This is a genomic window from Nostoc sp. (assembly GCF_036916575.1).
Classification (GTDB): domain Bacteria; phylum Cyanobacteriota; class Cyanobacteriia; order Cyanobacteriales; family Nostocaceae; genus Nostoc.
Window position 1 is genome coordinate 1 of the sequence record NZ_JBALGC010000022.1, and the last position, 22,090, is coordinate 22,090.

Below are 22,090 nucleotides of genomic sequence, written 5' to 3' on the forward strand. Positions count from 1 at the left end.
TGCCAACAGGTACCATTTTTTCTAATCTCAGTAGACCCACAGTATGGACATTGCACAGTAGAACACCTCAATTCATCCCTTTATTATGCAACGCCTTCTTTTTCAAGTATTCATACGCCTCGACCAAAAAACCACCTGTTCCGCAAGCCGGGTCAAAAATCGTTTCCCCCAGCTTCGGTTCCATCACTGCACGATAAACCGTACTACCGGACGGGGGGTGTAAAACTCTCCCGAATCTCCCGCAGAGTCCCGCATTTCTTTAAGCATCGACTCATAAAGGGTGCTGAGGAGGTTCACCTCTTCTGATTTATCAAAGTTACAGCTATTTTCAGGTAAATAGACCACGCTCTACAGGCACAGTAATGCTGTGCCTCTACAACAGATGTGGTTCAAATACATGAAAACTGCTGTAATTTCATTTACCTTATTCAGCACATCCCATAGCAAAGTCCCGCTAATCATACGGTTAGTGACATCTTTGAAAACCTTAGCGATGACATCAGCGCAATCGCGTCCAGTTTTGCTTTTGAGATTCCGCAAATAGCCGAGTAACCCTGCACTTTGGTTCCATCTGGTAAAATTGCCTCATCATTGTTAATGTTTCACTGAAAACATCAAATTCCATGACTTTTACCAATTACCCAATTACGCCGGAAAAACCGGGCTAAAGCTGATTCTTCTAAGGATAGATAAATTGGGCGTCCGTGGGGACAGGTGCGAGGATTGCGAGTGCGTTGCCAATTATCTAAAAGTGTCTGCATTTCTTGTTGCTTCATGGGTGTACCATTACGAATAGCGCTGCGACAGGCGACAGCTACTTGGGCTGTTTGTAAATCGCCTCCCCAACTAAGTTCTAAAATTGCTTCTGCACAGTCGTCTCGCTGCTGCAAAGGTGCGGGGATGTTACGGACTGCCCAAAGTTGTTCGCCAAAGGGTTCTATTTCTAAACCGATGCGTTGCAGTTGCGATACTTGCGCTGGCGACAATTGATAAAGAATGATTGCCGGTTCAACGGGGACAAGTTGCCAATTTTCGCATAATTGCTCATACAAAACTCGCTCATGGGCGATGTGCTGTTCTACTAACCACATACCACCTGAATGTTCTGCCACAATATAGGTGTTGCTAACTTGAGCGACAGCCTTCAAGGAGTTAGGAGTAGAGACGCGATTAATCGCGTCTGTACAGGAGTTAGGAGTTTTGTGATTTTCGTTGGAATTTTGAGGATTGAAATTATAGCCGCCTTTGGCTTCTGCAGCTTTGAGTAATTGACTAACTCGTGTTGTATGAACAGCTTCTTTAAGATTAGTAGAAGAGATGCTGAGTGCTTGGTTAATTGCTTGGATAATTTGCTCTTGCCAATAAATGATTTCGTTAAGGTAAATTTCTGTTTTTGCTGGATTGCGATTCCAGTTAATTTGATCGGGGGAAATGGCAAGATGTAAGAAACAAATTGGATAGCGATCACGTGGTAATGTTCTGTGAAATGCTGATAAAATTGTTTGCTCTAGTTCTGGTGTCTTAACCATCCGTCCGTTGATGGCTACACGTACCCAATCTGGACGATGACGATGACAGCGATCAGGTAATCCTACCACTAGATTTAGTGCTGAGTCAAGAGTAACGAGTGAAGAGTGAGGAGTTTGGAGTGCTGAGTTTGGCGGGTTGGGGAGTTCTAATTTCACTTCTTGCAAATCACCATGTCGCACCTGCGGTAAAATCTGCGGTAGCAGTTGCCCAGTTGTAGCAGCAGGAGAGATAGTGAACCATTGACGATCATTTTGCCAAATCTGCCAGGTGACGTGAGGATGACATAGGGCGATTTGTTGAATTGTGGCTTGCACGGCTTTCATTTGCTGTGCTGCTGTGGGTAATCCCTGACGACGAGATGAGCAATTACCGAAAAGATGAGAAACTGTAACCACTGTACCAGGTGCGATCGCAGTTACTTCAACTTGCACAACTTCCCCACCATCGCCATAGTTAATCCGCCATCCTAATTTTCCACCCACAGGACGACTCAAAATCTCTAAATCTGCCAAAGTCGTTAAACTGTGCAACGCCTCGCCACGAAATCCCAAACTGTTAATTTTCCATAAATCAGCACTAGAGCGAATTTTACTGGTGCTGTGGGCTGTGGCTGCTTGTCGCAAATCATCTAAGTTCATTCCACAACCATTATCTGCCACACGAATTCGCCATTGGTGCGGCCATAGAGAAACCACAACTCGTGTTGCACCTGCGTCTAGGGAATTTTCTACCAATTCCCGCACCACAGAAGCTAAAGAGTCGATTACCTCACCAGCTGTAATAAGATATACGACTTCTGTTGGTAGAGCTTGAATAGTAGATGCCATAAATTATAGTTTATAGCTTTTGGGAACAAGGGAAGTGGGGAAAGATGAAGAAGTTGAGGGAGATGAGGAGGCAAATTTACGAGAAATTTTGATTAATTGTCAAGAAATTCAATTAAAAGGCAATTTTTGATAAATTGCTTGTGAGGTTATAAGCAAGAAAATAGTTGCTGATGTCCCATGATTTAAAGACCCGTTTGCAATCAGGTCAACCAGGTTTTATAATTGTTGATGTGCGCGTAGACGCAACCCGCCGTAGGCATCGCCACACCTACAATCATGGTCGGATCAGTAGAGCAATATCTATCCCACTAGACAATTTGGCATTTCAAGCCAAATCTTTCCTGCATACAGAACGCCATATCTATATTTATGGCAACAGTGACGAACAACCCAAGCTGCACAAATTCTTAGAGGAACAGGGTTTATTGAGGTAGCAAAATTAAAGGTGGTATCTCAGCTTGGATTTCAGCCGATAGTGCTACAGAAGGTGTTGGCGCGTAAACCTAACCTAAATATATTAATCCAAATCTATTTAACTGCGTCCACGTTGAAAGCTGTAGTTCTGTATGAACAGAAAAAACCCTCATCCCCCAGCCCCTTCTCCCAATATTGGGAGAAGGGGAGCCGGAAAGAAATCCCTCTCCCTACTTGGGAAAGGGATTTAAAGTGAGGGCAAAAACTATGGTTCTCAACATAGAATTGGTATTATTTCATAATTGCTAGTTTTTTATACTGCACATTAGACTTATAGCAAAAATCTCAATAAATAAAAAAAAGAACCACAGATAAACACCGATAAATTATCTCTGTGTACCTGTAGTTTAATCTCTAAAACATTGAATTTTGCAAGATATATTTTGTGCTTTACAACTTTTTTTATGGCATCATAAAAAAGCACTTATTGCAACATTAATTAACATGAAATTACCTGACTTTCTGTTTCCCTCTAGGTAGTGGTTAATTAGTGTCTCTCATTGCTAAAACTTTAGGTGGTTCAGGTTTGAGTAACCCATTGAGTAGGGATGCAGGGCGTTGACTGTAAGGCCAAGCAAAAGCATGAAGAAAAGCAGCATCCTGACAAGCTTGTAGTTGTTCAAAACTAATAATGTCGTAAGTCAAGAGATTCTCATACTCAAATGGCAGACGCATATTGTGCAACCCAGCATTATCAGTACAAATAGCGATATCGACCCCAACATCAAAACAACGATCAAAAACTAATTTGAGTTGACGTATATCTTGCAAAGTACCAGTTTTTAGGTAAGTTGTGGGACAAACCTCCAAACACTGTCCGCGTCTAGCGACATCATTAAGTAACTCTGGATACAGTAAGGGGATTTGGATGCCGTGACCGATTCGCATGAGATAGGGTAACAGTTCAGGGTAACAACCGGCGGTGGTTTCATATAAATGTCCCGTGGTGTTAACGCCCAGCGATCGCGCATAATCATATAAGCTAATCCATTCTTCTAAGCGATCAGCATAATAGCTATCACCCCCTGCTACATCTACTGCACAGACATACTGCTTATTTTGCGCCGCCAAATCAACAATCGCCTTGTTCACCTCATAGGGTAGGCGCGTGTGCATACAGAGAATTTGGCTAGTAACAATCGGATATTCTGGCTGGTGGCTGGCAAGTCCTACTACTTGCACGATTTCTGCCATCTTGTCAATTCTCTGTGATTGATTCAGATGCTCAGGTGTCCGTAAATAAGGAGTGTAGCGCAGTTCCAAATAAGCCAAATTTTCAAAAATGTAAGCACCCCGCACCAAGCGATAGATAAAGTAAGGCAAAGTCTCCACAGTTTGCACACTTTCTACCAAGGTGTGTAATTCTAGATACTCATCTAGGGTGTTGCGTGGGCGGGTATAAAAATCTTCAAATTCTGAATAGTCAGCAAAACGGGAAATCAACTCCGAAGAATGTCGCTCGAAATATCGCCATAAAACTCGCGGTACGACCGAGCCGCCCAGGTGTCTATGTAATTCAGCATATAAAGCCATAGTGGTATTTTTAAGTAAAAATTTCAATAATTGTAACAAAAACATCAAAATAAAAAATCTGTACTCGAAAAAATTTAGAGCAAAGACGTTCAGTTAGGGAACTCCAAGAAATAAATTATCCAATTTCACGCCCATCAAAACGACTTTCTCTCCAAGAGCTAAGTGCCCCCGGCCCCCCTGGCTTAACTCAATTTTGAGCGCTGCGTAGTTTACCGCCGTGGGCATCGCATGATCATTAATTTTTCGTTTTGCCTAGATGAGGTATACAGCGAAAGCTGAAAGGATTAGGAATCATCACCTATGATGTACCTTATACGAATAGAAAACGCTATATTCTTTCAGCTATAGCAATCCTATTTGAGATCCGAACAGGATTCATACTGATGCAGCTTGGAAAAACCAAATTCTTGTTGATTGGTAAAGAACTTTATTTTAGTATAAAAGTATTACTAATTTGTATTTCATTTAGGATTGCTATAATATTAATAAAAATCAATTGAGTAAATCTTAATAGTGGGAAATATTTTGTAAAAACTCTCTGGCTTCTGTTGGTTTGCGAAGAATAATAACTTGCTGGCTTGGTGTTAGTTAACTAAGTTTTTCTTGAATTCCAGGACGACGAATAATTGGATATGACCATACATATTTGAGAAATTCCCAGTTCAATCTTTCAGGACAATCTGATGCCATATCAGGTCTAGATTGTCCAGCATACATGAAGCGACGTTTAATCACTCGCGACAAACATAAAAGCCGGGAAAAATCCAAAAAAATTATCGTATCTGCAACCGACAAACGAACGTCGAGAGTACCGCCATAGTTACCATCCATAATCCAAGATTCTCGTAGGGTTAGGTTTTGAATTATACTTTGCCATTTAGCTTTTAGAGTCTCAACCCAGCCAGGATTCCAGTACCAAGCATCCAAGTGAATCACTTCTAGGGCTAAGATGATTCCCAGTTCGCGTGCTAGGGTAGATTTACCAGCACCCCCTGAACCAATGATTAAGATTTTCTTCACCTTAGGTTGACATCTTCCTTTTCAAGCTCAAGAGGGTAAGCATTGCTCACCCAAATAACCGTCTTCAGGGCAACTCAATGCGCCGCTACAATAGTAGCACTAGAAGGATTATTGCCCAAATATTGATATTATGACCACTGCTACAACCGTAAAAACTGAGTATGAAGCGATTATTGGTCTAGAAACCCATTGTCAGCTGAGTACTAATACCAAGATTTTCTCTAATAGCTCTACGGCATTCGGTGCTGACCCCAATACTAACATTGACCCGATTTGTATGGGTTTACCTGGGGTTTTACCTGTACTCAATGAAAAAGTATTAGAATACGCTGTCAAGGCTGGTTTGGCACTAAATTGTCAAATCGCTAAATATAGTAAATTTGACCGGAAACAGTATTTTTATCCTGACTTACCCAAAAATTACCAAATTTCTCAATATGATCTACCGATCGCAGAACATGGTTGGTTAGAAATTGAATTGGTAGATGCTGAGGGTAACCCCACTCGCAAACGCATTGGGATTACGCGTTTGCATATGGAGGAAGATGCTGGAAAGTTAGTACACGCCGGCAGCGATCGCCTTTCCGGTTCTTCCTATTCTCTGGTAGACTACAATCGCGCAGGTATACCGTTAGTGGAAATTGTCTCAGAACCTGACCTGCGTTCTGGGCTAGAAGCTGCTGAATATGCCGAAGAGTTACGCCGGATTGTGCGGTATCTCGGCGTGAGTGACGGCAATATGCAAGAAGGATCTCTGCGTTGCGATGTCAATATTTCTGTGCGTCCGGTGGGACAAAAGGAGTTTGGCACCAAGGTAGAAATTAAAAACATGAACTCGTTCAACGCCATCCAACGGGCGATTGACTACGAAATTGAGCGCCAAATTGCCGCCATCGAAGCAGGCGATCGCATTATCCTAGAAACTCGTCTGTGGGAAGAAGGCGCTCAACGCACAAGTAGTATGCGGGTAAAAGAAGGTTCTAGCGATTACCGCTACTTCCCTGAACCAGATTTAGCACCGATTGAGGTGTCAGATGCCCAATTAGAGCAATGGCGCAGCGAATTACCAGAATTACCAGCCCAAAAACGCCATCATTATGAAAGTGAGTTGGGGCTTTCGGCTTACGATGCGCGCGTGTTGACAGAAGATCATCCCGTAGCGGAATATTTTGAAACTGCGATCGCAGCTGGAGCAAATCCGAAAGCTGCTGCAAACTGGATTACTCAAGATATCGCAGCACACCTGAATAAGCAAAAACTCAGTATTACTGAAATTGCCCTGACTCCCACCAATCTAGCTGAGATCATCACTCGCATTGAAACGGGCAAAATTAGCAATGCTCAAGCTAAAGAAAAGCTGCCAGATTTGCTCAGTGGTATTTCTCCTGAAAAAGCCTTTGCTGGTCAGGAGTTAATCACCGATCCTAGTGTACTGGAACCCATCGTTGATCAAGTCATAGCCGCCAATCCCAAAGAACTAGAAAAGTATCGCAACGGTAACACCAACCTCAAAGGCTTCTTTGTCGGACAAGTTTTGAAAAAGACAGGTAAACGTGCTGATCCTAAGCTGACTAACGAATTAGTGGAGAAAAAACTGAACGCCTAGTAGTCTATCAAGCTAACTTTGCTTGGTAAATCAACTTTTTATTTCTCTCTTTTCCTTCTTCCTTTGCGCTCTTTGCGTCCTTGGCGGTTCGTTCCTTTACTCTTCAAACTTCGCTTGACAGAGTACTAGTAGTCTGTCAAGTCAACAATGCTTGGTGAAAGGGGCGGGGGAGTAAGAATTTTAGATTTTAGATTTTGCGGAAAGTCTGAGCGGAGGTTTCCGACGCTCTCTACCAGACGCTCTTGCTAGCTAGCTTCCCCGAAGGGGTACGCGGACTCGCTCTAAGCGAACGCGAACAGCGTCTTGTAGAGAAGCTATGCCGTTGGCGTTCGCGAACAGCGTGTCGCAGACAAGCCTCTCGTTCGCTGTCTTCGTCTCTGAAAGAGAAGAGAAGGCTTTACGCTGCGCTATCCGTTGGCGCAGCCCGCCGTAGGCATCAGAACTTTCCAAGACGGATTAAAGAATTGAAATTTAATCTAAAATCATCAATCCAAAATCCAAAATTGAATTGCCCAATGCCCTAAGTAAGTATTTTCCCGGTGCTTCTTCACGGAATCTTCACATAAAAACTGGTAGCAACCCGCATACCTAAAATGATATGCTGTGGTAAGTAGATGCACCCTGATGATCTGGAGAGCTGCCTAAGTGGCTCTCTTTTTTATTTTATTTTAGTGGTATTTACGGATAATATTATAATATTCTTAGAAAGAATTTCCATCAATTAAGTATTAACCCTTAAAAAAAATGATAGAGTGTAGTAAGTAGATACACTCTGATGATCTAGAGAGCGACCTAAATGGCTCTCCTTTTTTGTTTTTGTCTTTTGTCATAAGAAAGGTAAAAACAATTATGCCAATCGCCAACTGGTGCATTATTATTGCCATCAGCAAATAAACTCACAATAAAAGCGACTGGGGACTGGCGAGCAAGTGGAGAATAATAACTCCTAACCGGAGCTTCGGAGTCTCCAGCTTTGCTCCTAACTCAGCACTTTTCCAAAGCACAAATTGAATCAAAATTGATAGTTGTAAGGAAGAATAATGGCAGATTGGCAAGAAATAACAGGTGGCATCACAGCACCAAGGGGGTATCAGGCGGCAGGAATTACCGCAGGGTTGAAACCTTCGGGATTGCCAGATTTAGCTCTGATATTTTCAGAGGTGGAAGCGATCGCAGCGGGTGTATTCACCACCAGCCAGGTTAAAGCTGCCTGCGTAGAATATTGTCGTCAACGCTTGCAAGCCAAACATAGCGCTCGTGCTATCCTCTGCAACGCTGGACAAGCAAATGCCGCTACAGGGACTCAAGGCTACCTTGATACCTTAGAATCTGCTATGGCAGTAGGCCAAGCACTGAACATCCCATCTGAATCTGTGTTATTGGCTTCCACTGGCGTGATTGGTCAAAAAATAAAGATGGATGCTTTGCGAAGCGGGATTCCCAAGGTAGTAGCAGCACTCTCAGAAACAGGCTCAGATGCCGCCGCCGGGGCGATTATCACTACAGACTTGGTAACAAAATCCATTGCCCTAGAGACAACTATAAATGATCGCCCGGTACGAATTGGCGGTATTGCCAAGGGTTCCGGCATGATTCACCCGAACATGGCAACCATGCTGGCATTTGTTACTTGTGATGCAGCCGTTTCATCAGCCCTTTGGCAGCAGATGTTAGCAAGGGCAGCCGATAGAAGCTTTAATTCGATTACCGTGGATGGTGATACCAGCACTAACGATAGCTTAATCGCCTTGGCAAATGGTCAATCTCGCACCCCAGCAATTACAGAATTGGGCGTAGAAGCAGAGAAATTAGAAGCCATGTTAACAGCAGTTTGTCAGCATTTAGCCAAAGCGATCGCTCGTGATGGTGAAGGCGCAACCTGTCTAATTGAAGTGGAAGTGACAGGGGCCCATGATGAACTCTCAGCCCTACAAATAGCCAAAACCATAGCTGGTTCATCCTTAGTTAAATCTGCAATTTTTGGACGTGACCCCAACTGGGGACGCATCGCCGCCGCTGCTGGACGTGCAGGTGTGCCCTTTGAGCAAGAAGACCTGCAAATTAAGCTAGGCGATTTCTTAATGTTGGAAAATGGTCAACCTTTAACCTTTGATCGTGCAGCAGCAAGCGCTTATTTGAAACAAACTGCTGTTGATTCTTTCCTGCCCAAAGACTTGATTGCCACCAATAATAGTAATGATTTATCCTTTGATAGAAGCACTATCAAGGCTCAACGAGTAGATAATCCGGTGATCATTGCAGTCAGCGTTGGCAACGGTCATGGTGCAGGTAAAGCTTGGGGTTGCGATTTGAGTTATGACTATGTGAAGATTAACGCCGAGTATACTACGTAAGCTACTCTGACTTGTTTACAACTTGCTAACGCTAAGTCCCTATTAAAAGAACTCAAATCTTCAACATCCTTCATCGCTGCATTCACCTTTTCCCACGTCAACTAAGCTCGACTTGATCCATTTTTTGGCAACGTGGAAGCTGACGCTGAAACGTTTGTGGGACAGTAGTTTTACTTTTTCGATTTCACCGAGAATCAGTGACATGGAAAAAGTTTTTGCCACGCTTTTCTGGCTCGTACTTCTCCTAAAACTGCCACGAAATCGTGCCCTGCACGACGAATGGATCACCATAGTAAACATTCAACTGGTTCCGAGCAGAGTCAAAATAGTCCACGTTAAACAAATTCTTGAAATTAATCGCTGCCCGGAATCTGTCTCGTTTATAGAAGATGGCAGCATCGGTGCGGAGATAGCTCGGTAATTCAAAGGTATTCGCTAAATCTCCTTGTCTATCACCTATAAAAAACAATCCTCCACCAACACCAAATCCTTTCAGACTGCCCGTTTGAATTTCATAGCTTGTCCAGATGTTAAAGCTATGTTTGGGAATATTGTTTAGTAACTTACCTACCAGACTAGGGTCAGTGTCTTTGGTAACTTCTACATCCGTGTAAGCGTAGCCCGCAATAACATTCCATCCTGGTGAAATTTCACCCCCAAGGTTGAGTTCAACCCCTTTGCTGCGCTGCTCACCTGTTTGGATAGAATAGCCTATATGATTTGGATCATCCATCAAAACATTGAAGAGTGTTAAATTGTAAAAGGCAAGGGTCGCCGACAGTTGATTGCTGATATCGCCTTTGATGCCCACTTCATAGGAAGTGCCGTACTGTGGTTTAAATGCACTGCCATCAAAGGTGTTTCCATTGTTTGGGGTAAAGGCACGACTATAGCTGCCATACAGCGAAATGGACTGAATCGGCTGATAGACAAGACCAACACGGCGACTAAAGGCATCACTAGATTGCGTTTGTCCCGTTTTGATACCCTGATTATCATCCCCTGAGCTTTGGTTAAGCGTGTCAAACCGCAAACCCAATAGCAGTTTCAGATTATCAACCAGTGTCACCTGATCTTGAACATAAATACCCAGTATATCTGAGTTGGAGAAGTTCCGATCAACCTCAACATCACCGAAAGGCTGACTACCGTACTAGGTACTTGACAATAAAATTCAAATGGCTCTAATGGATTTTGCGGGCTATTTTTGACGGCTTCTGTCCACCATTCTTGCCACTCTGGTGTAGGGGGAATGGCACTAAGAAAAGGGAAAATCGTTGAGGTAGCAGGGGTGCAGAGGAGCAAAGGAGCAGGGGAGAAAGAAAAAGTTTTAAGCTTGCGTTCGGATATTTAGAAATTCTCCTCTGCGCCCCTGCCCCCCTGCTCCTCTGCAATTCTTACACTGCATACTCTTCAGCTTAACTTAGTGCCATTCGGTGTAGGGGTAATAGTCATGGTTTGTAACTCGTAGATAGTCAAAATTAATGCTATTTATTTTTAATAATCTTACTACGATTTATCCCAACTATTGACAACACACAACTCAATGTATTTGCAATCTCACGCACGACTCAGGACAGGCTTTGTAATTGCAGATGTATGGAGCAAAGCAGGGTGGAAACAGCAAGAACTGACTATACTGCTCCTTATGTAGTGATTACGACTTAAGGGTTGCTGATGGAGATAGCCCTTGGCGGGACGAAAGCCCATCGCTTCAGCAACCCTTGAGGGTGGAAACTAAGATTACAGAAACTATCAGCAAAGAATTCATTTAATAAAAATGCATCTCTTGCAAAAAAAGAGTTAATCTCTTAACCACCTTGACCAAGAAATTGAAGGATAACTTTGAATGGTTGAAAACTTAGACAAATCAAGATTATAGTGATTCGATACCAAATTCTAAGGGGCGATCACTCACAATTGTAAAAGCTTGCTCAGGCGGAATTTCTGGTCTTCTTAAAAAGAAATATTCTCTAGCATCAGAACCATAGTTAAAACCCACAATTACTACAAACTCTTTTCTTGGGTCGTAGTTGTCAATAAAAGCGCAAAACTGGGCATATAGTATTGGTTGTCTGGCGGCTGCTGCTGAGAGTTGCATCATCTGCCAAGCTTCAGTGCCTTTAGCAGTATAATACATTCTGTCTCCTAGCTGCGATGCACCTTCAATTAGCGAAAAATTATTGCCACTAGTATGCTCAATCTGAAGTACTTTATGCAGATATAGGTAGCCCCTGCCTAGTTTTTGGAAGAACTTCCATGCTTGGGCGCTAAACAAGATTTCACCTAATGAAACGAGGTTTTCGGCAATTTGCTGCTGAATTTGCTTTTCAGGTGTCATAGTAGTTCCTAATTCGTAATTCCTTATTCGTAATTAAGATAGACTTGAAAAATGCTTAAAACAGGCGGTTTTCAAGACTTGATCCTGGTTTCCAAAAAAGATATCCAATTCCAATTTTGTGTAGGTGGGATATTTTTTCTTACTTTTAAGTTAACAAAATTTAATTGGATTGCAACTGACAAATTCTCCAATACATGGGATAGGAAAAGGGAGGAGAAGCAGAAGCGCGATCGCTCATTCTTTGTCTACTGACTCGACTCTTAAAAGAATTACCTCAACAAGTACGTCAACGGGTTGAAACTCTCTGTTTAGAACAATTAGAAAATCTTGGGTGTTGCACTGTTAGATTTTACTAGTGTGGCTGATTTACTCTCAAGGCTCGAAGCGCGATGAGCTTTTAGCCCCAAGCCTTGCCTAATCCTTTCAAACTTCTGGGTTGAATTTCATCATAATTACGAATTACGAATTTTTAAATGTTGTCCACAAATTAAAACTGTATTGGGGCAAGTTGTTCAGTCGATGATCGCCCTCTATTCCCCTCACCTCTCTAAAACTCCCATGAAATCGTTGCTTGTATCGTGAACGGATCGCCATAAAAAACATTTACCCTGTTCTCAGCAGATTCAAAATAGTCAACGTCAAACAAATTCTTGAAATTAAGCGCTGCCTTAAATCTGTCTTGCTTATAGAAGATAGCCGCTTCGGTCAAAAAATAACTAGGCAAAGTGAAGGTATTATCTAAGTCTCCTTGGCGTTGTCCAACGTAAAATAAACCTATACCCAAACCCAAGCCTTTGAAGTCACCGCTTTGAATTTCGTACGAGGTCCATAAGTTAAAGCTGTGTTTGGGAACATTATCCAGCAAGTTGCCTACCAAACTAGAATTAGTGTCATTGCTCACTTCTGCTTCTGTGTAAGCGTAGCCTGCAATGATGTTCCACCCTGGTAAAATTTCACCACCAACGCTAAATTCAACCCCCTTACTACGTTGTTCTCCGGTTAGGATGGAGAAGTCAGGATTGACTGGATCAGTGGTCGGGACATTGGAGAGTGTCAGGTCGTAAAAGGCAAGGGTCGCGGACAGTCGATTGCTAATATCTCCTTTGATGCCCACTTCATAGGAGGTGCCGCGTAGGGGTTCAAATACACTCCCGTCAAAAGCTCTTCCAGTATTTGGGCTAAAGGAACGACTATAGTTAGCATATAGCGAAATTGCCTCAATTGGTTGATAGACAATCCCGACACGCGGACTAAAAGCATCGCTATAGTCATTTTCTTTGGTATTGTCAATCCGATTCCCTGAGGTCTGCTTATAGGTATCAAACTCCAAACCTAATTGCAACTTCAGATTAGAAGCTAATGTGACCTGATCTTGAACATAAACACCGAATGAATCTGTGAAGGCAAAATAGTAATACCTACTGGTAATGGGACCTGGTTGCCTACCGTATACCGGGTTAAACAGGTCAAGTGTAGCACCTTGGCTGAAATTACTGGTCGTATCATCAGTATGCTTGGTGAAATTAAAACCTGTGACAAGTTGATGCCTAATGCTGCCTGTAGCAAACTTACCCACCACATACGTCTCAATACCATAATTTCTTTCATCATTCACACCTGTGGTGAATTGTCTACCTAAGGTACGCTCATCCTCAGCTAAAGTGCGGTTAAAGAGATAATTTTTATACCTTTGAAACGACGAATATTCAAAGGCGCTACGGAGCTGCCAGTTAGAGCTAAAGCGATGTTCGAGATCGTAGCCAAGGCGAAGGATACTTGTATCGCTCGTACTATTTGGCTCGTTTGTATTACGATTGCGGGGAATTTTGCCATTCGGATTGGGTAGGACACTTCCTTCAGCAGGAATACCCATAGCACCATTCTTTTGAGGTCGCACCTGATACTCGCTAGAAAAAGTAATTTTGGTGCGATCGCCCAGTTGCCAGGAAACAACAGGTGCTACAAAGTATCTCTGTTGATTATAGAAATCTAGGAAACTTTCGGTCGTTTGAGCCGCGAGGTTGAGACGATACAACACCGTTTTGCTGGGATTGAGGGGACCTGTCAGGTCAACAGCACCACGATAGAAATTGAAGCTACCAACAGAGGCTTCTAGTGCGTGGTAAGGTTCGTTCAAGGGTTGTTTGGTGATATAATTAATCACCCCTCCCAATGAACCCTCACCGTAGAGAACAGAGGCAGGTCCTTTGAGCACTTCAACCCGGTCGATACCAGCCCTATCAAAAGCCGCATACAGATTACTTGCGTCTCTCAATCCGTTTCTTTTGATATCAAAGCCACCAAAAAAGCCTCGGATCAAAGGTACCTCATAGGTTCCACGGGTTGATCCTCCTCCCTGGGCTACACCGGGGACATTTCTTAGGGCTTCTGTGAGGGTTCTGGTCTGCTGGTCTTCTAGCACTTGGCGGGGCACCACCTGAATCGATAGGGGAATGTCGCGCAGGGGGGTATCGGTTTTGGTGGCAGTTGAAGCATCTGTCGCGCGATACCCATCTTGCTCACCTGTGACCACCAACTCAATTGGCTGATCACCTGATGCAGATGGTTGACTTGGTTGTGTTTGGTTTTGGGGCTGCTGTGTTTGGGGTTGCCCCTGTTGTGCTGATGGTGCAGTACTGGCAACAGAGAAGATTAGACCTTCGTCTGGACTGTCAAATAATTCGACAATTGGTACTCCTGCTTCCCCTGTCACTGTTACCCGGATTGTATTGGCATCAAAATTCGCTAGCGTTATCTCACGAAGACCTGCAATCGGTTTTTGGGATCGGAATGTGAATGCATCGCCTGACGGTAAGCGCAGTTGAGCATTTGGAATATCAGCGATAAAGTTATTGCCAGCACTGCGGTTTACTAATTGCAATTGTTGACCTTTCGAGGTCTGTAAAATTACCTCTACACCTTTATTAGTAGGATTAGCTTTGACGGATGTCACTTGGACAATTGTTGGCACGGGGAGAGTTTGTTGTGCTGGCGACTGTACAAGCATTTGGGCGCTGGTGTTCGGAAATTCTATCTCGCTGAGTTGTCGAATCTTGCTTTCGGTTTGCTCAAGCGATCGCGCTTTGTCAAGGCGAACTTTATTCTGATTTACCCATTTTTTCAGAGGTTGGCGTAGGCGCAGCCCGCTGTAGACATCGGCTGGAGGAACTACCCTTTGAGCCAGATTTGTCGTTAAATTTTCCCGATTTTGTGCTCCTCTCGGTCCAATGGCAAAAGCATTACCGCATGCCCATAAAAATATTGCTAACCAGAGATGAACACTACTAAACAAATGCCAACACTTCATAACAACTCCCTACATACCATTTCACAAAACTTTGCTCCCAAGACATACCTTGCATTGAAAGCGGCGGGAGAACCTTCCTTGTGGGTGCTAATCCCGGACTCTCTTTTAACGTGAGTTCGCATAAACCTCTCGTTGCCTTGAATTCAAGTTCAAGTTTGTCTCTCTCCGACGGGCGAGAGGGACGGTTTTACGTAGTAAAATCTCTTAGAGGTCTTTTTCTACAGCTAATTTAGAGGGAGACTATAGCGGTTCTGACTTCGGTGCAACACAGTTGTCACCTCACCTCCAACCCCTTTCCTTGGTAAGGATAGGGATTGGGGATAAGGTTGGAAAATGTACTTCATGTAAACGAGAACCGCTATATATGACTCATCAAACTCACGTTATTTTAAGAAGCTTACCGACTTGTGGAGCAAAGTTGAAGCGCATTTGATCACCAGACGGAGTTTTTTTTGATCACTAGCAGTCGTTTGTTCGCTGCTTCCGGTATTCCTTCGGGTTGAGTCCAAATTTCTGCCTGAATAGGGCTGCAAAATAGCCCCGATTGGCAAAGCCCACGGCTTGGGCAACTTCCGATGTTTTCATGTCCTGGGCTTCGAGCAATTGTCGTGCCTGTTCCAGGCGATATTCATGTAAATAACCAAATACAGTAGTGCCAAATACCTGATGAAAGCCTTGCTTGAGCGTATATTCATTCAACTTCACCTGTTGTGCCAACCCAGACAGAGACGGTGGACAATTTAGATGTCGGAGTAGAATTTCCCTGGCATAATAAATTCGCTCCAGCGTTCCGGACTTGAGTGGAGGGATAGTACGGCGCTCAGTGTGAAGTTCTATCTCTTGTTCTACTAGCAACACCAGTAATTGCAATACTTTGCTCTCCAGATCAATGCGTTTGGAAATGCCCTGGTAAGGACAGTGCAAAATTTGCCGTGCAATGCTTTGCATAACAGGGGTTGTCGTACCCAAATGCCAGTTAGAGGGTTGCTCAGGGGAATGAACCAGATGTTGCAATTCGGGAGGGAGTTCGCCTGAGTCATTGCCCATAAACGATCGCAGCACCCCTGGTTGCAGTCCTACATCAATTCGCAAAAATCGTTGCTTGGCAAATTCCTTACGAACGGCTGCGGCTTCGTTTCCACTACCGCAAACAAGATACTGCCTAGCTTCATGCGGCACGTCATCATAGATGTATTCCCCTTGCAAAAAGAAGCTAAATCCCAGCCCTTGAAAATCATCGCAACACTTAATCACAAAATCATCGTGCAGTTGATAGTCCTTGATCCACAACCATATTCCTTCACGCAACCGGATTCTCCGAATCAATCCTTGCCCCAAAGTCGGCGGATATTTATAGATCGAATCCCACTCATTGGATTGATCCTTTGCAGTTAGGTAAGTGGTGGTTTCTTTAGCTTCTTGAAACAGTTCATTGTATGCTTGCTCTGAAACGGTGATGGTCATGGCGAGTCTTGGGGTAGGTCAGGTAAATGGTCAATCTAAACGGCTAATTGTCAGCTATAGATAGGAATAATTTGCATCTTTATTGAAAGCGACGGTAAACCAGTACAACCTCGTAGGCAAGGAGAAAAGCCGCCCCGTCGCTTGGGGCATAATATTCGTAGTCCTCAATCGCAAACTACAGTTGGGGGTACACTTCGATATTTCGCACATATCCTTTGCCAAATTGTCTAGGTACTTGACAATATGATTCAAATGGCTCTAATGAGTTTTGCTGGCTATTTTTGGCAGTTTCTGCCCACAATTCTTGCCACTCTGATATTATAGTGGGGCTAATGCTCATAGTTGGCGACTGGTAGATAGCATTAAATTAATACTAATTATTTTCAATAATTTTACTATAATTTATCCTTAACTATTGACAACAGCACAACTTATTGCGATGTAACTGTGTTGAAGAAGAATTCAGTAGTCAGTTAATTACGAGGTGACTGTGACATTTCTATTGTGCGTAGACGCTTCTTTGGCTTGTCGTTAGACATCGCCCTTCGTGGATGCTCTGAACTCCTGCGCGATGCCTACGGCCAGATAGATCCCCGATATGTCAAAGATGTCGGGGATCTTGTTTCTCACGAATGATTTAGGATTGCTATTAAGCTTTTTAATTCCAAAATGCCATGCAAAACCGTAATTTGACAGCTACCGACATTGCCTTAGACTTCCTCTTTAACTGCTTTACCCATGATGACGTAGGTTAAGCTAATCGTCATTCTCCTAACTTCTCACTCTAAAAAATGCTTCCTTCCAGACGAGTTTATTTATTGTTGGTTTTGGGTATAGCGATCGCCCTGATCTTATCTTTATTTATCGGCATTAGAGCAACTATCGCCATCACTTTGCTATTTGATGGGATTGTTCTCGGATTGATGGTTATAGATGGTTTACGGGTGCGGCGTTCTCGCGTGCAAATTACCCGCGAATTACCGTCGCGATTATCGATTGGGCGGGATAATCCGGTGATCCTAAAAGTAACATCGCCAAATGCCAACGCCTTAATTGAAATCTGCGATTACTACCCAACAGGGTTTGGCGTATCTGCACCTGCACTCCGGGCTATTGTTAAAAGTAACAGCACCCAAGAATTGACGTATACCGTCAACCCGACACAGCGGGGAGAGTTTCCTTGGGGAAATATTCAAGTCCGACAGTTGGGACTTTGGGGATTAGCTTGGGATGATTGGCAAATTCCCCAAAGTCTGCCAGTGAAAGTTTATCCTGATTTAGTGGGGTTGCGATCGCTCACAATTCGTCTGACACTGCAATCATCAGGATCAATCCGCCAATCTCGCCAAACTGGTATTGGTACAGAGTTTGCCGAACTGCGGAACTATCGCACTGGTGACGATTTGCGGTTTATTGATTGGAAAGCTACCGCCCGTCGGGTTGGGGCCTATGGGAATGCAACGCCACTGGTGAGGGTTCTGGAACCAGAACAGGAACAAACTTTACTGATATTGCTTGATCGCGGGCGGTTGATGACAGCAAAAGTGCAGAATTTGCAGCGATTCGACTGGGGTTTGAATGCAACTTTATCCTTAGCATTGGCGGGTTTACATCGAGGCGATCGCGTCGGTGTTGGTGTATTTGACCGCCAGATGCATACGTGGATTCCCCCAGAACGCGGTCAACATTATTTGAATCAGCTAATTGATCGCCTAACTCCAATTCAACCACTGTTATTTGAATCTGATTATTTGGGGGCGGTGACAAATGTTTTGCAGCGACAAACTCGCAGGGCGCTGGTAGTCGTAATTACCGACTTAGTTGATGTCACCGCTTCTACAGAACTCCTCGCCGCACTCTCCAACCTAACACCCCGCTATCTGCCATTTTGTGTTACTTTACGAGATCCGCAAGTTGATCATCTGGCACACACCTTTACAGATGATGTTACAGATACTTATGCCCGTGCAGTGGCACTAGATTTATTAATGCAACGACAAGTAGCATTTGCTCAGTTGAAACAAAAAGGTGTATTAGTACTAGATGCACCAGCAAATCAAATTGCTGATCGGGTGGTTGAGCGATATCTGCAACTCAAAGCACGAAATCAACTTTAGCTAATTGGGCGTTGCATAAATGCGAGATGCTTACAAGAGCACCTCGCAATACTTGCCTAAAGAAATGAAATACTCCACCTACTCTTGGGATGGAGTATTTGGGCATGGGAAATGGAGAATCGGGCATTGGGAACAGTTCCCAATGCCCCAAGTTGGCGGGCGGCTATCGGGACTTAAACATTTTTTCGGGATAAACAAGCCTCAAACCCTTGCAGGGTAAGGGAAATACACCAAATGCTCAAAAATAGCCCAAACCCAGATATATCAATCAACTAAGCCTAACGATGTCAAAGTCTTTCTGTATATAAATTTGAGGCGATTTTTTGAGTGTTTTTTGTCTAAGTCCCACTATTCCTCTCTTATGAGTGTGAGTTGATGCACACCTTGGACATTGCATAGCGATGTCTACGACGGGCTACGCCTACGCCCTAATTCATATTTCTATTCTGCAACGCCAAACTAATTGTATTGAACAATCGAGTTGTGAGGTACTTAAAATAGCACCTCATAATTCGTCCCATTTAATAATGGCAAAGCGATAATTTCGATTAAACAACTACAAAATTGTTTTTGGTTAGTGACACACCACTCAATAGTTGTGCAATTTTTACCTGAGTAAATCCAGACGCACTGCCATCAAGATCAAAATACAATGCACCTGTAATATTATCATAGATAAATCGTTGAGCGATCGCTGTTGCAGATGTACCGAGTGTAAACTGGCTAGTTGAAAGTGAAGGTGTTGATAACCCGCCACCAAAACCAGTAGCCAATATCTGAATTACTTCATTAGTGGGGTTGAAGTCATAAAGACGATCAACACCTTTGTTGTAACTATTGAAAGCAAAAGTATCAATACCATTTCCTCCATAAAGGGTATCATTACCGTTGCCACCTGTGAGGATATCATTGCCATCGTCTCCAGAGAGTAGGTTATCACCTGTTGAATCGCTAGCACTCAAGGTATCATTACCAGCACCACCGTTGAGGGTGTTATTACCAGAAGCGGCATAGACTTTGTATTCGTTGTCGAAGTAGGCAGAAGCAAAGAGAGAATCATTGCCATCGCCTCCAGAGAGCAGGTTATTACCTGTTGAAAAGTTAACATTTAAGGTATCGTTACCAGTGCCACCGTTAAGGGTGTTATTGCCAGAGATTGCATCGGCAGAGATTATATCTCCACGGTAGTATCTCAAGGAGCCATCGGCAAAGAGAGTATCATTGCCATCGCCTCCAGAGAGCAGGTTTTTACCTGTTGAAGCGTCAAGATCCAAGTAATCATTACCTCCACCGCCAATAATCGTATCATTGCCATTACTGCCCCCGTAGAGCGTATCGTTACCATTGCTCCCTACAATATTGTCATCATAGAGTGTACCTCTGATACCTAATCTTTCGATATTCTTGTAATTAACCCGATTTGTGCCCACCGTAATCGAGCTTTGGTTAGTAGTGGCATTGAAAGTAGATGTGATTGCCACAGTAGGATTGCCAGAGTAGAAATTGATGTACAAAACATCGTCGTTACCTATTCCTCCATCTACCGTTTGAGTTACTAAGGAGGAAGGGACAGTAGATAATTCATTTAAAATGAAAATGTCATTGCCATCACCACCATCTAGTAGATTATTGCCTGTTAAATTTGCAACTTCCAAGTCATCTTCACCAGCGCCACCTTTGAGGGTGTTATCACCAGATACCCCACCAATGTATGAGCTAGCGAGGATGAGCGCATCATTGCCATCCCCACCATCTAGTAGGTTATCGCCTGTTGAATCTCTGGCACTTAAGAAATCGACACCAGTGCCACCATCCAGTAAGTTATTGCCTGTTGAAATGTCAGCACTCAAGAAATCGTCACCAGCGCCACCCTTAAGGGTGTTATTCCCTGAGACCAGATAGACTTTTCGGTTGTAGTAGTTACCCTCGGTAGAGAGAGAATCATTGCCATCCCCACCATCTAGTAGATTATTACCTGTTGAAATGTCAGCACTCAAGGTATCGTTACCAGCAGCACCGTTAAGGGTGTTATTGCCTGAAGCAATACTACCGAGGTAGTAGTCTCCAGAAGCAAAGAGAGAATCATTCTCATCACCACCATCCAGTAGGTTATCACCTGTTAAAAAGTCAGCCCTCAAGTAATCGTCACCAGCACCACCCGTGAAAGTGTTATTCCCCGCACCACCAATGAGAGTATCATTCCCTACACCACCAATGAGAGTATCATTGCCAGCACCACCCCGCAGCAAGTCGTTGCCACTCAAGCCGTCGATTTTATCATTACCTCCCTGACCATTGACAACATCATCTGAGTTATCTAAACCCGTAATATTATTAGAGAGGTCATTAAGAAAAGTTACCATGTTCTTGATGCTTAGGTTAGTTTCAGTAGAGTCGGCATCGAGGACATCAAAATTGTCGGTGATGTTAGTTTGCCCATCAAACAGGATATTACCAAGAGCTGGTCTTGCTCCAGAAGCTTTCAGGTTCTCCAAGTTTTCTAATTTGAAATTTTGTAGAATAACTTGTGTACCATCTACCCCATCAAAGCTGATTACCAAATTGCTGGCGTTCTGGGTGAGCAACAGATTTCGGGCAGTGAAGCCTTCAAATTTGATGGTATCCACTTCCGCAATGACTGCTGTTGTCGGGTTTATTCCTTTACCTACCCCACCGAAATCAGTAATAGTATCAGTGCCATCGCCGAAGTTGTAAACAAATAGATCCTTGCCACCTCCACCAGTCAAAGTGTCGTTGCCCGTGTTAGCAGTAATGTTATCGTTACCTGCTTTGCCATTAATTGTGTCTGCACCGTTACTACCCAGTAGGGTATCATTACCGTTGGTTCCAATGATATTTGCCATAACTTTTACTTACCTAAATCGATTTTTTCAGTATCTGAAGTTTTCAACCTGCTATCTGCGCTATTTTATGGTACAAAGAAACTAGGGAAAGTTAACTTTTTCGGCATACTTGATGTCACTCTTGAGGATCAGTAATTTTTCTTGGAAGATTCATCCTGTTGACTAGCTTGCAAATAGCACTTATCTAGCTATTTAGGACAATCTAAGTCTTCTGCACTGTACAAATAGCAAGAATCGCTACAACTTGCTAGAAGGAGAACGCAGACATGAGCCAACTTAGCCCAAGAACACCTGCTTCCCCATCCGTATTCATGCCGAAATTTGAGGAACCAAACCCAATATCCAATATCTACTCTTTGTTAACACGACGTTGCATTGAACAATCAAATGCAAGGTGCTTACAAAAGCACCTTGCAATCCGTGCCACTTAGTAATGGCACGCTAATTAAGATTAAACAACCACAAAATTGTTTTTGGTTAATGACACTCCACTCAATAGTTGTGCAAATTTTACTTGAGTAAATCCACCCGCACTACCATCAAGATCAAAGTACAGTCCACCTGTAATATTATTATAGATAAATCGTTGATTGCTTGTGGTTGCAGATGTTCCGATTGTAAACTGGCTTGTCTGAAGTGAACCGATTGATAAC

Annotated in this window: 12 protein-coding genes and 4 pseudogenes; 5 read left to right on the forward strand and 11 right to left on the reverse strand. The window is 43.4% G+C overall.

Going from position 1 to position 22,090, the window contains the following annotated elements:
* Positions 1-67: 67 nt before the first annotated feature.
* Both V7L29_RS35450 and mutL read right to left on the reverse strand, forming a co-directional pair.
* Positions 68-267, reverse strand: a pseudogene (locus tag V7L29_RS35450) (HsdM family class I SAM-dependent methyltransferase).
* Positions 268-614: 347 nt separating this feature from the next.
* On the reverse strand, positions 615-2,357 hold the full coding sequence (gene mutL, locus V7L29_RS06545; protein WP_334734916.1) for a DNA mismatch repair endonuclease MutL: 1,743 nt from the start codon (positions 2,355-2,357) through the stop codon (positions 615-617).
* 170 nt (positions 2,358-2,527) lie between these two features.
* Here mutL and V7L29_RS06550 point away from each other — a divergent pair, with 170 nt between their 5' ends.
* The gene (locus V7L29_RS06550) at positions 2,528-2,791 is read left to right on the forward strand and encodes a rhodanese-like domain-containing protein (protein ID WP_334734917.1); all 264 of its coding nucleotides are present in this window, start codon (positions 2,528-2,530) and stop codon (positions 2,789-2,791) included.
* Positions 2,792-3,314: 523 nt separating this feature from the next.
* Here the strand turns inward: V7L29_RS06550 and V7L29_RS06555 are convergent.
* Complete coding sequence (locus V7L29_RS06555; RefSeq protein WP_334689741.1) at positions 3,315-4,364, reverse strand: adenosine deaminase; 1,050 nt, start codon at positions 4,362-4,364, stop codon at positions 3,315-3,317.
* Between the two features lie 588 nt (positions 4,365-4,952).
* On the reverse strand, positions 4,953-5,384 hold the full coding sequence (locus V7L29_RS06560) for an AAA family ATPase (protein ID WP_334734918.1): 432 nt from the start codon (positions 5,382-5,384) through the stop codon (positions 4,953-4,955).
* Positions 5,385-5,514: 130 nt separating this feature from the next.
* On the opposite strand from V7L29_RS06560, the gene gatB reads away from it, so the two are divergent.
* Both gatB and argJ read left to right on the forward strand, forming a co-directional pair.
* Complete coding sequence (gatB, locus tag V7L29_RS06565; protein ID WP_334689743.1) at positions 5,515-6,990, forward strand: Asp-tRNA(Asn)/Glu-tRNA(Gln) amidotransferase subunit GatB; 1,476 nt, start codon at positions 5,515-5,517, stop codon at positions 6,988-6,990.
* Between the two features lie 1,040 nt (positions 6,991-8,030).
* Positions 8,031-9,344 carry a bifunctional ornithine acetyltransferase/N-acetylglutamate synthase gene (gene argJ, locus V7L29_RS06570; protein WP_334734919.1) on the forward strand — a complete coding sequence of 438 codons (1,314 nt, stop codon included), beginning with the start codon at positions 8,031-8,033 and terminating at the stop codon, positions 9,342-9,344.
* Positions 9,345-9,588: 244 nt separating this feature from the next.
* On the opposite strand, the pseudogene V7L29_RS06575 reads toward argJ, so the two are convergent.
* Positions 9,589-10,452: pseudogene (locus V7L29_RS06575) on the reverse strand (TonB-dependent siderophore receptor); the annotation flags it as partial.
* A 768-nt stretch (positions 10,453-11,220) separates the two neighbouring features.
* Positions 11,221-11,685: a hypothetical protein gene (locus V7L29_RS06580; protein ID WP_334689745.1), complete on the reverse strand. Its 465-nt coding sequence runs from the start codon at positions 11,683-11,685 to the stop codon at positions 11,221-11,223.
* 248 nt (positions 11,686-11,933) lie between these two features.
* Between V7L29_RS06580 and V7L29_RS06585 the strand changes: the two genes are divergently transcribed.
* Positions 11,934-12,041, forward strand: coding sequence for a hypothetical protein (locus tag V7L29_RS06585; protein ID WP_334689748.1), 108 nt, complete (start codon positions 11,934-11,936; stop codon positions 12,039-12,041).
* 191 nt (positions 12,042-12,232) lie between these two features.
* Here V7L29_RS06585 and V7L29_RS06590 read toward each other — a convergent pair whose 3' ends face one another.
* From V7L29_RS06590 to V7L29_RS06600, 3 genes are all read right to left on the reverse strand, one after another.
* Positions 12,233-14,992: a TonB-dependent siderophore receptor gene (locus V7L29_RS06590; RefSeq protein WP_334734920.1), complete on the reverse strand. Its 2,760-nt coding sequence runs from the start codon at positions 14,990-14,992 to the stop codon at positions 12,233-12,235.
* A 459-nt stretch (positions 14,993-15,451) separates the two neighbouring features.
* Positions 15,452-16,456, reverse strand: a complete 1,005-nt coding sequence (locus V7L29_RS06595) for a helix-turn-helix transcriptional regulator (protein WP_334734921.1) — start codon at positions 16,454-16,456, stop codon at positions 15,452-15,454.
* A gap of 175 nt (positions 16,457-16,631) precedes the next feature.
* The gene (locus V7L29_RS06600) at positions 16,632-16,796 is read right to left on the reverse strand and encodes a hypothetical protein (RefSeq protein WP_334734922.1); all 165 of its coding nucleotides are present in this window, start codon (positions 16,794-16,796) and stop codon (positions 16,632-16,634) included.
* 451 nt (positions 16,797-17,247) lie between these two features.
* Between V7L29_RS06600 and V7L29_RS06605 the strand changes: the two genes are divergently transcribed.
* Positions 17,248-18,573 (forward strand): DUF58 domain-containing protein, encoded by a 1,326-nt coding sequence (locus tag V7L29_RS06605; protein ID WP_334734923.1) that lies wholly within the window; start codon positions 17,248-17,250, stop codon positions 18,571-18,573.
* 548 nt (positions 18,574-19,121) lie between these two features.
* Here V7L29_RS06605 and V7L29_RS06610 read toward each other — a convergent pair.
* Both V7L29_RS06610 and V7L29_RS06615 read right to left on the reverse strand, forming a co-directional pair.
* Positions 19,122-21,437: pseudogene (locus tag V7L29_RS06610) on the reverse strand (beta strand repeat-containing protein); the annotation flags it as partial.
* A 451-nt stretch (positions 21,438-21,888) separates the two neighbouring features.
* Positions 21,889-22,090 (reverse strand): annotated as a pseudogene (locus tag V7L29_RS06615) (calcium-binding protein); the annotation flags it as partial.

Coding starts and splice junctions, on each gene's coding strand:
- V7L29_RS06605 (WP_334734923.1), top strand. CDS start 17,248: ATGCTTCCTTCCAGACGAGTTTATTTATTGTTGGTTTTGGGTATAGCG.
- mutL (WP_334734916.1), bottom strand. CDS start 2,357: ATGGCATCTACTATTCAAGCTCTACCAACAGAAGTCGTATATCTTATT.
- V7L29_RS06600 (WP_334734922.1), bottom strand. CDS start 16,796: ATGAGCATTAGCCCCACTATAATATCAGAGTGGCAAGAATTGTGGGCA.
- V7L29_RS06550 (WP_334734917.1), top strand. CDS start 2,528: ATGTCCCATGATTTAAAGACCCGTTTGCAATCAGGTCAACCAGGTTTT.
- V7L29_RS06555 (WP_334689741.1), bottom strand. CDS start 4,364: ATGGCTTTATATGCTGAATTACATAGACACCTGGGCGGCTCGGTCGTA.
- V7L29_RS06590 (WP_334734920.1), bottom strand. CDS start 14,992: ATGAAGTGTTGGCATTTGTTTAGTAGTGTTCATCTCTGGTTAGCAATA.
- gatB (WP_334689743.1), top strand. CDS start 5,515: ATGACCACTGCTACAACCGTAAAAACTGAGTATGAAGCGATTATTGGT.
- V7L29_RS06595 (WP_334734921.1), bottom strand. CDS start 16,456: ATGACCATCACCGTTTCAGAGCAAGCATACAATGAACTGTTTCAAGAA.
- V7L29_RS06580 (WP_334689745.1), bottom strand. CDS start 11,685: ATGACACCTGAAAAGCAAATTCAGCAGCAAATTGCCGAAAACCTCGTT.
- argJ (WP_334734919.1), top strand. CDS start 8,031: ATGGCAGATTGGCAAGAAATAACAGGTGGCATCACAGCACCAAGGGGG.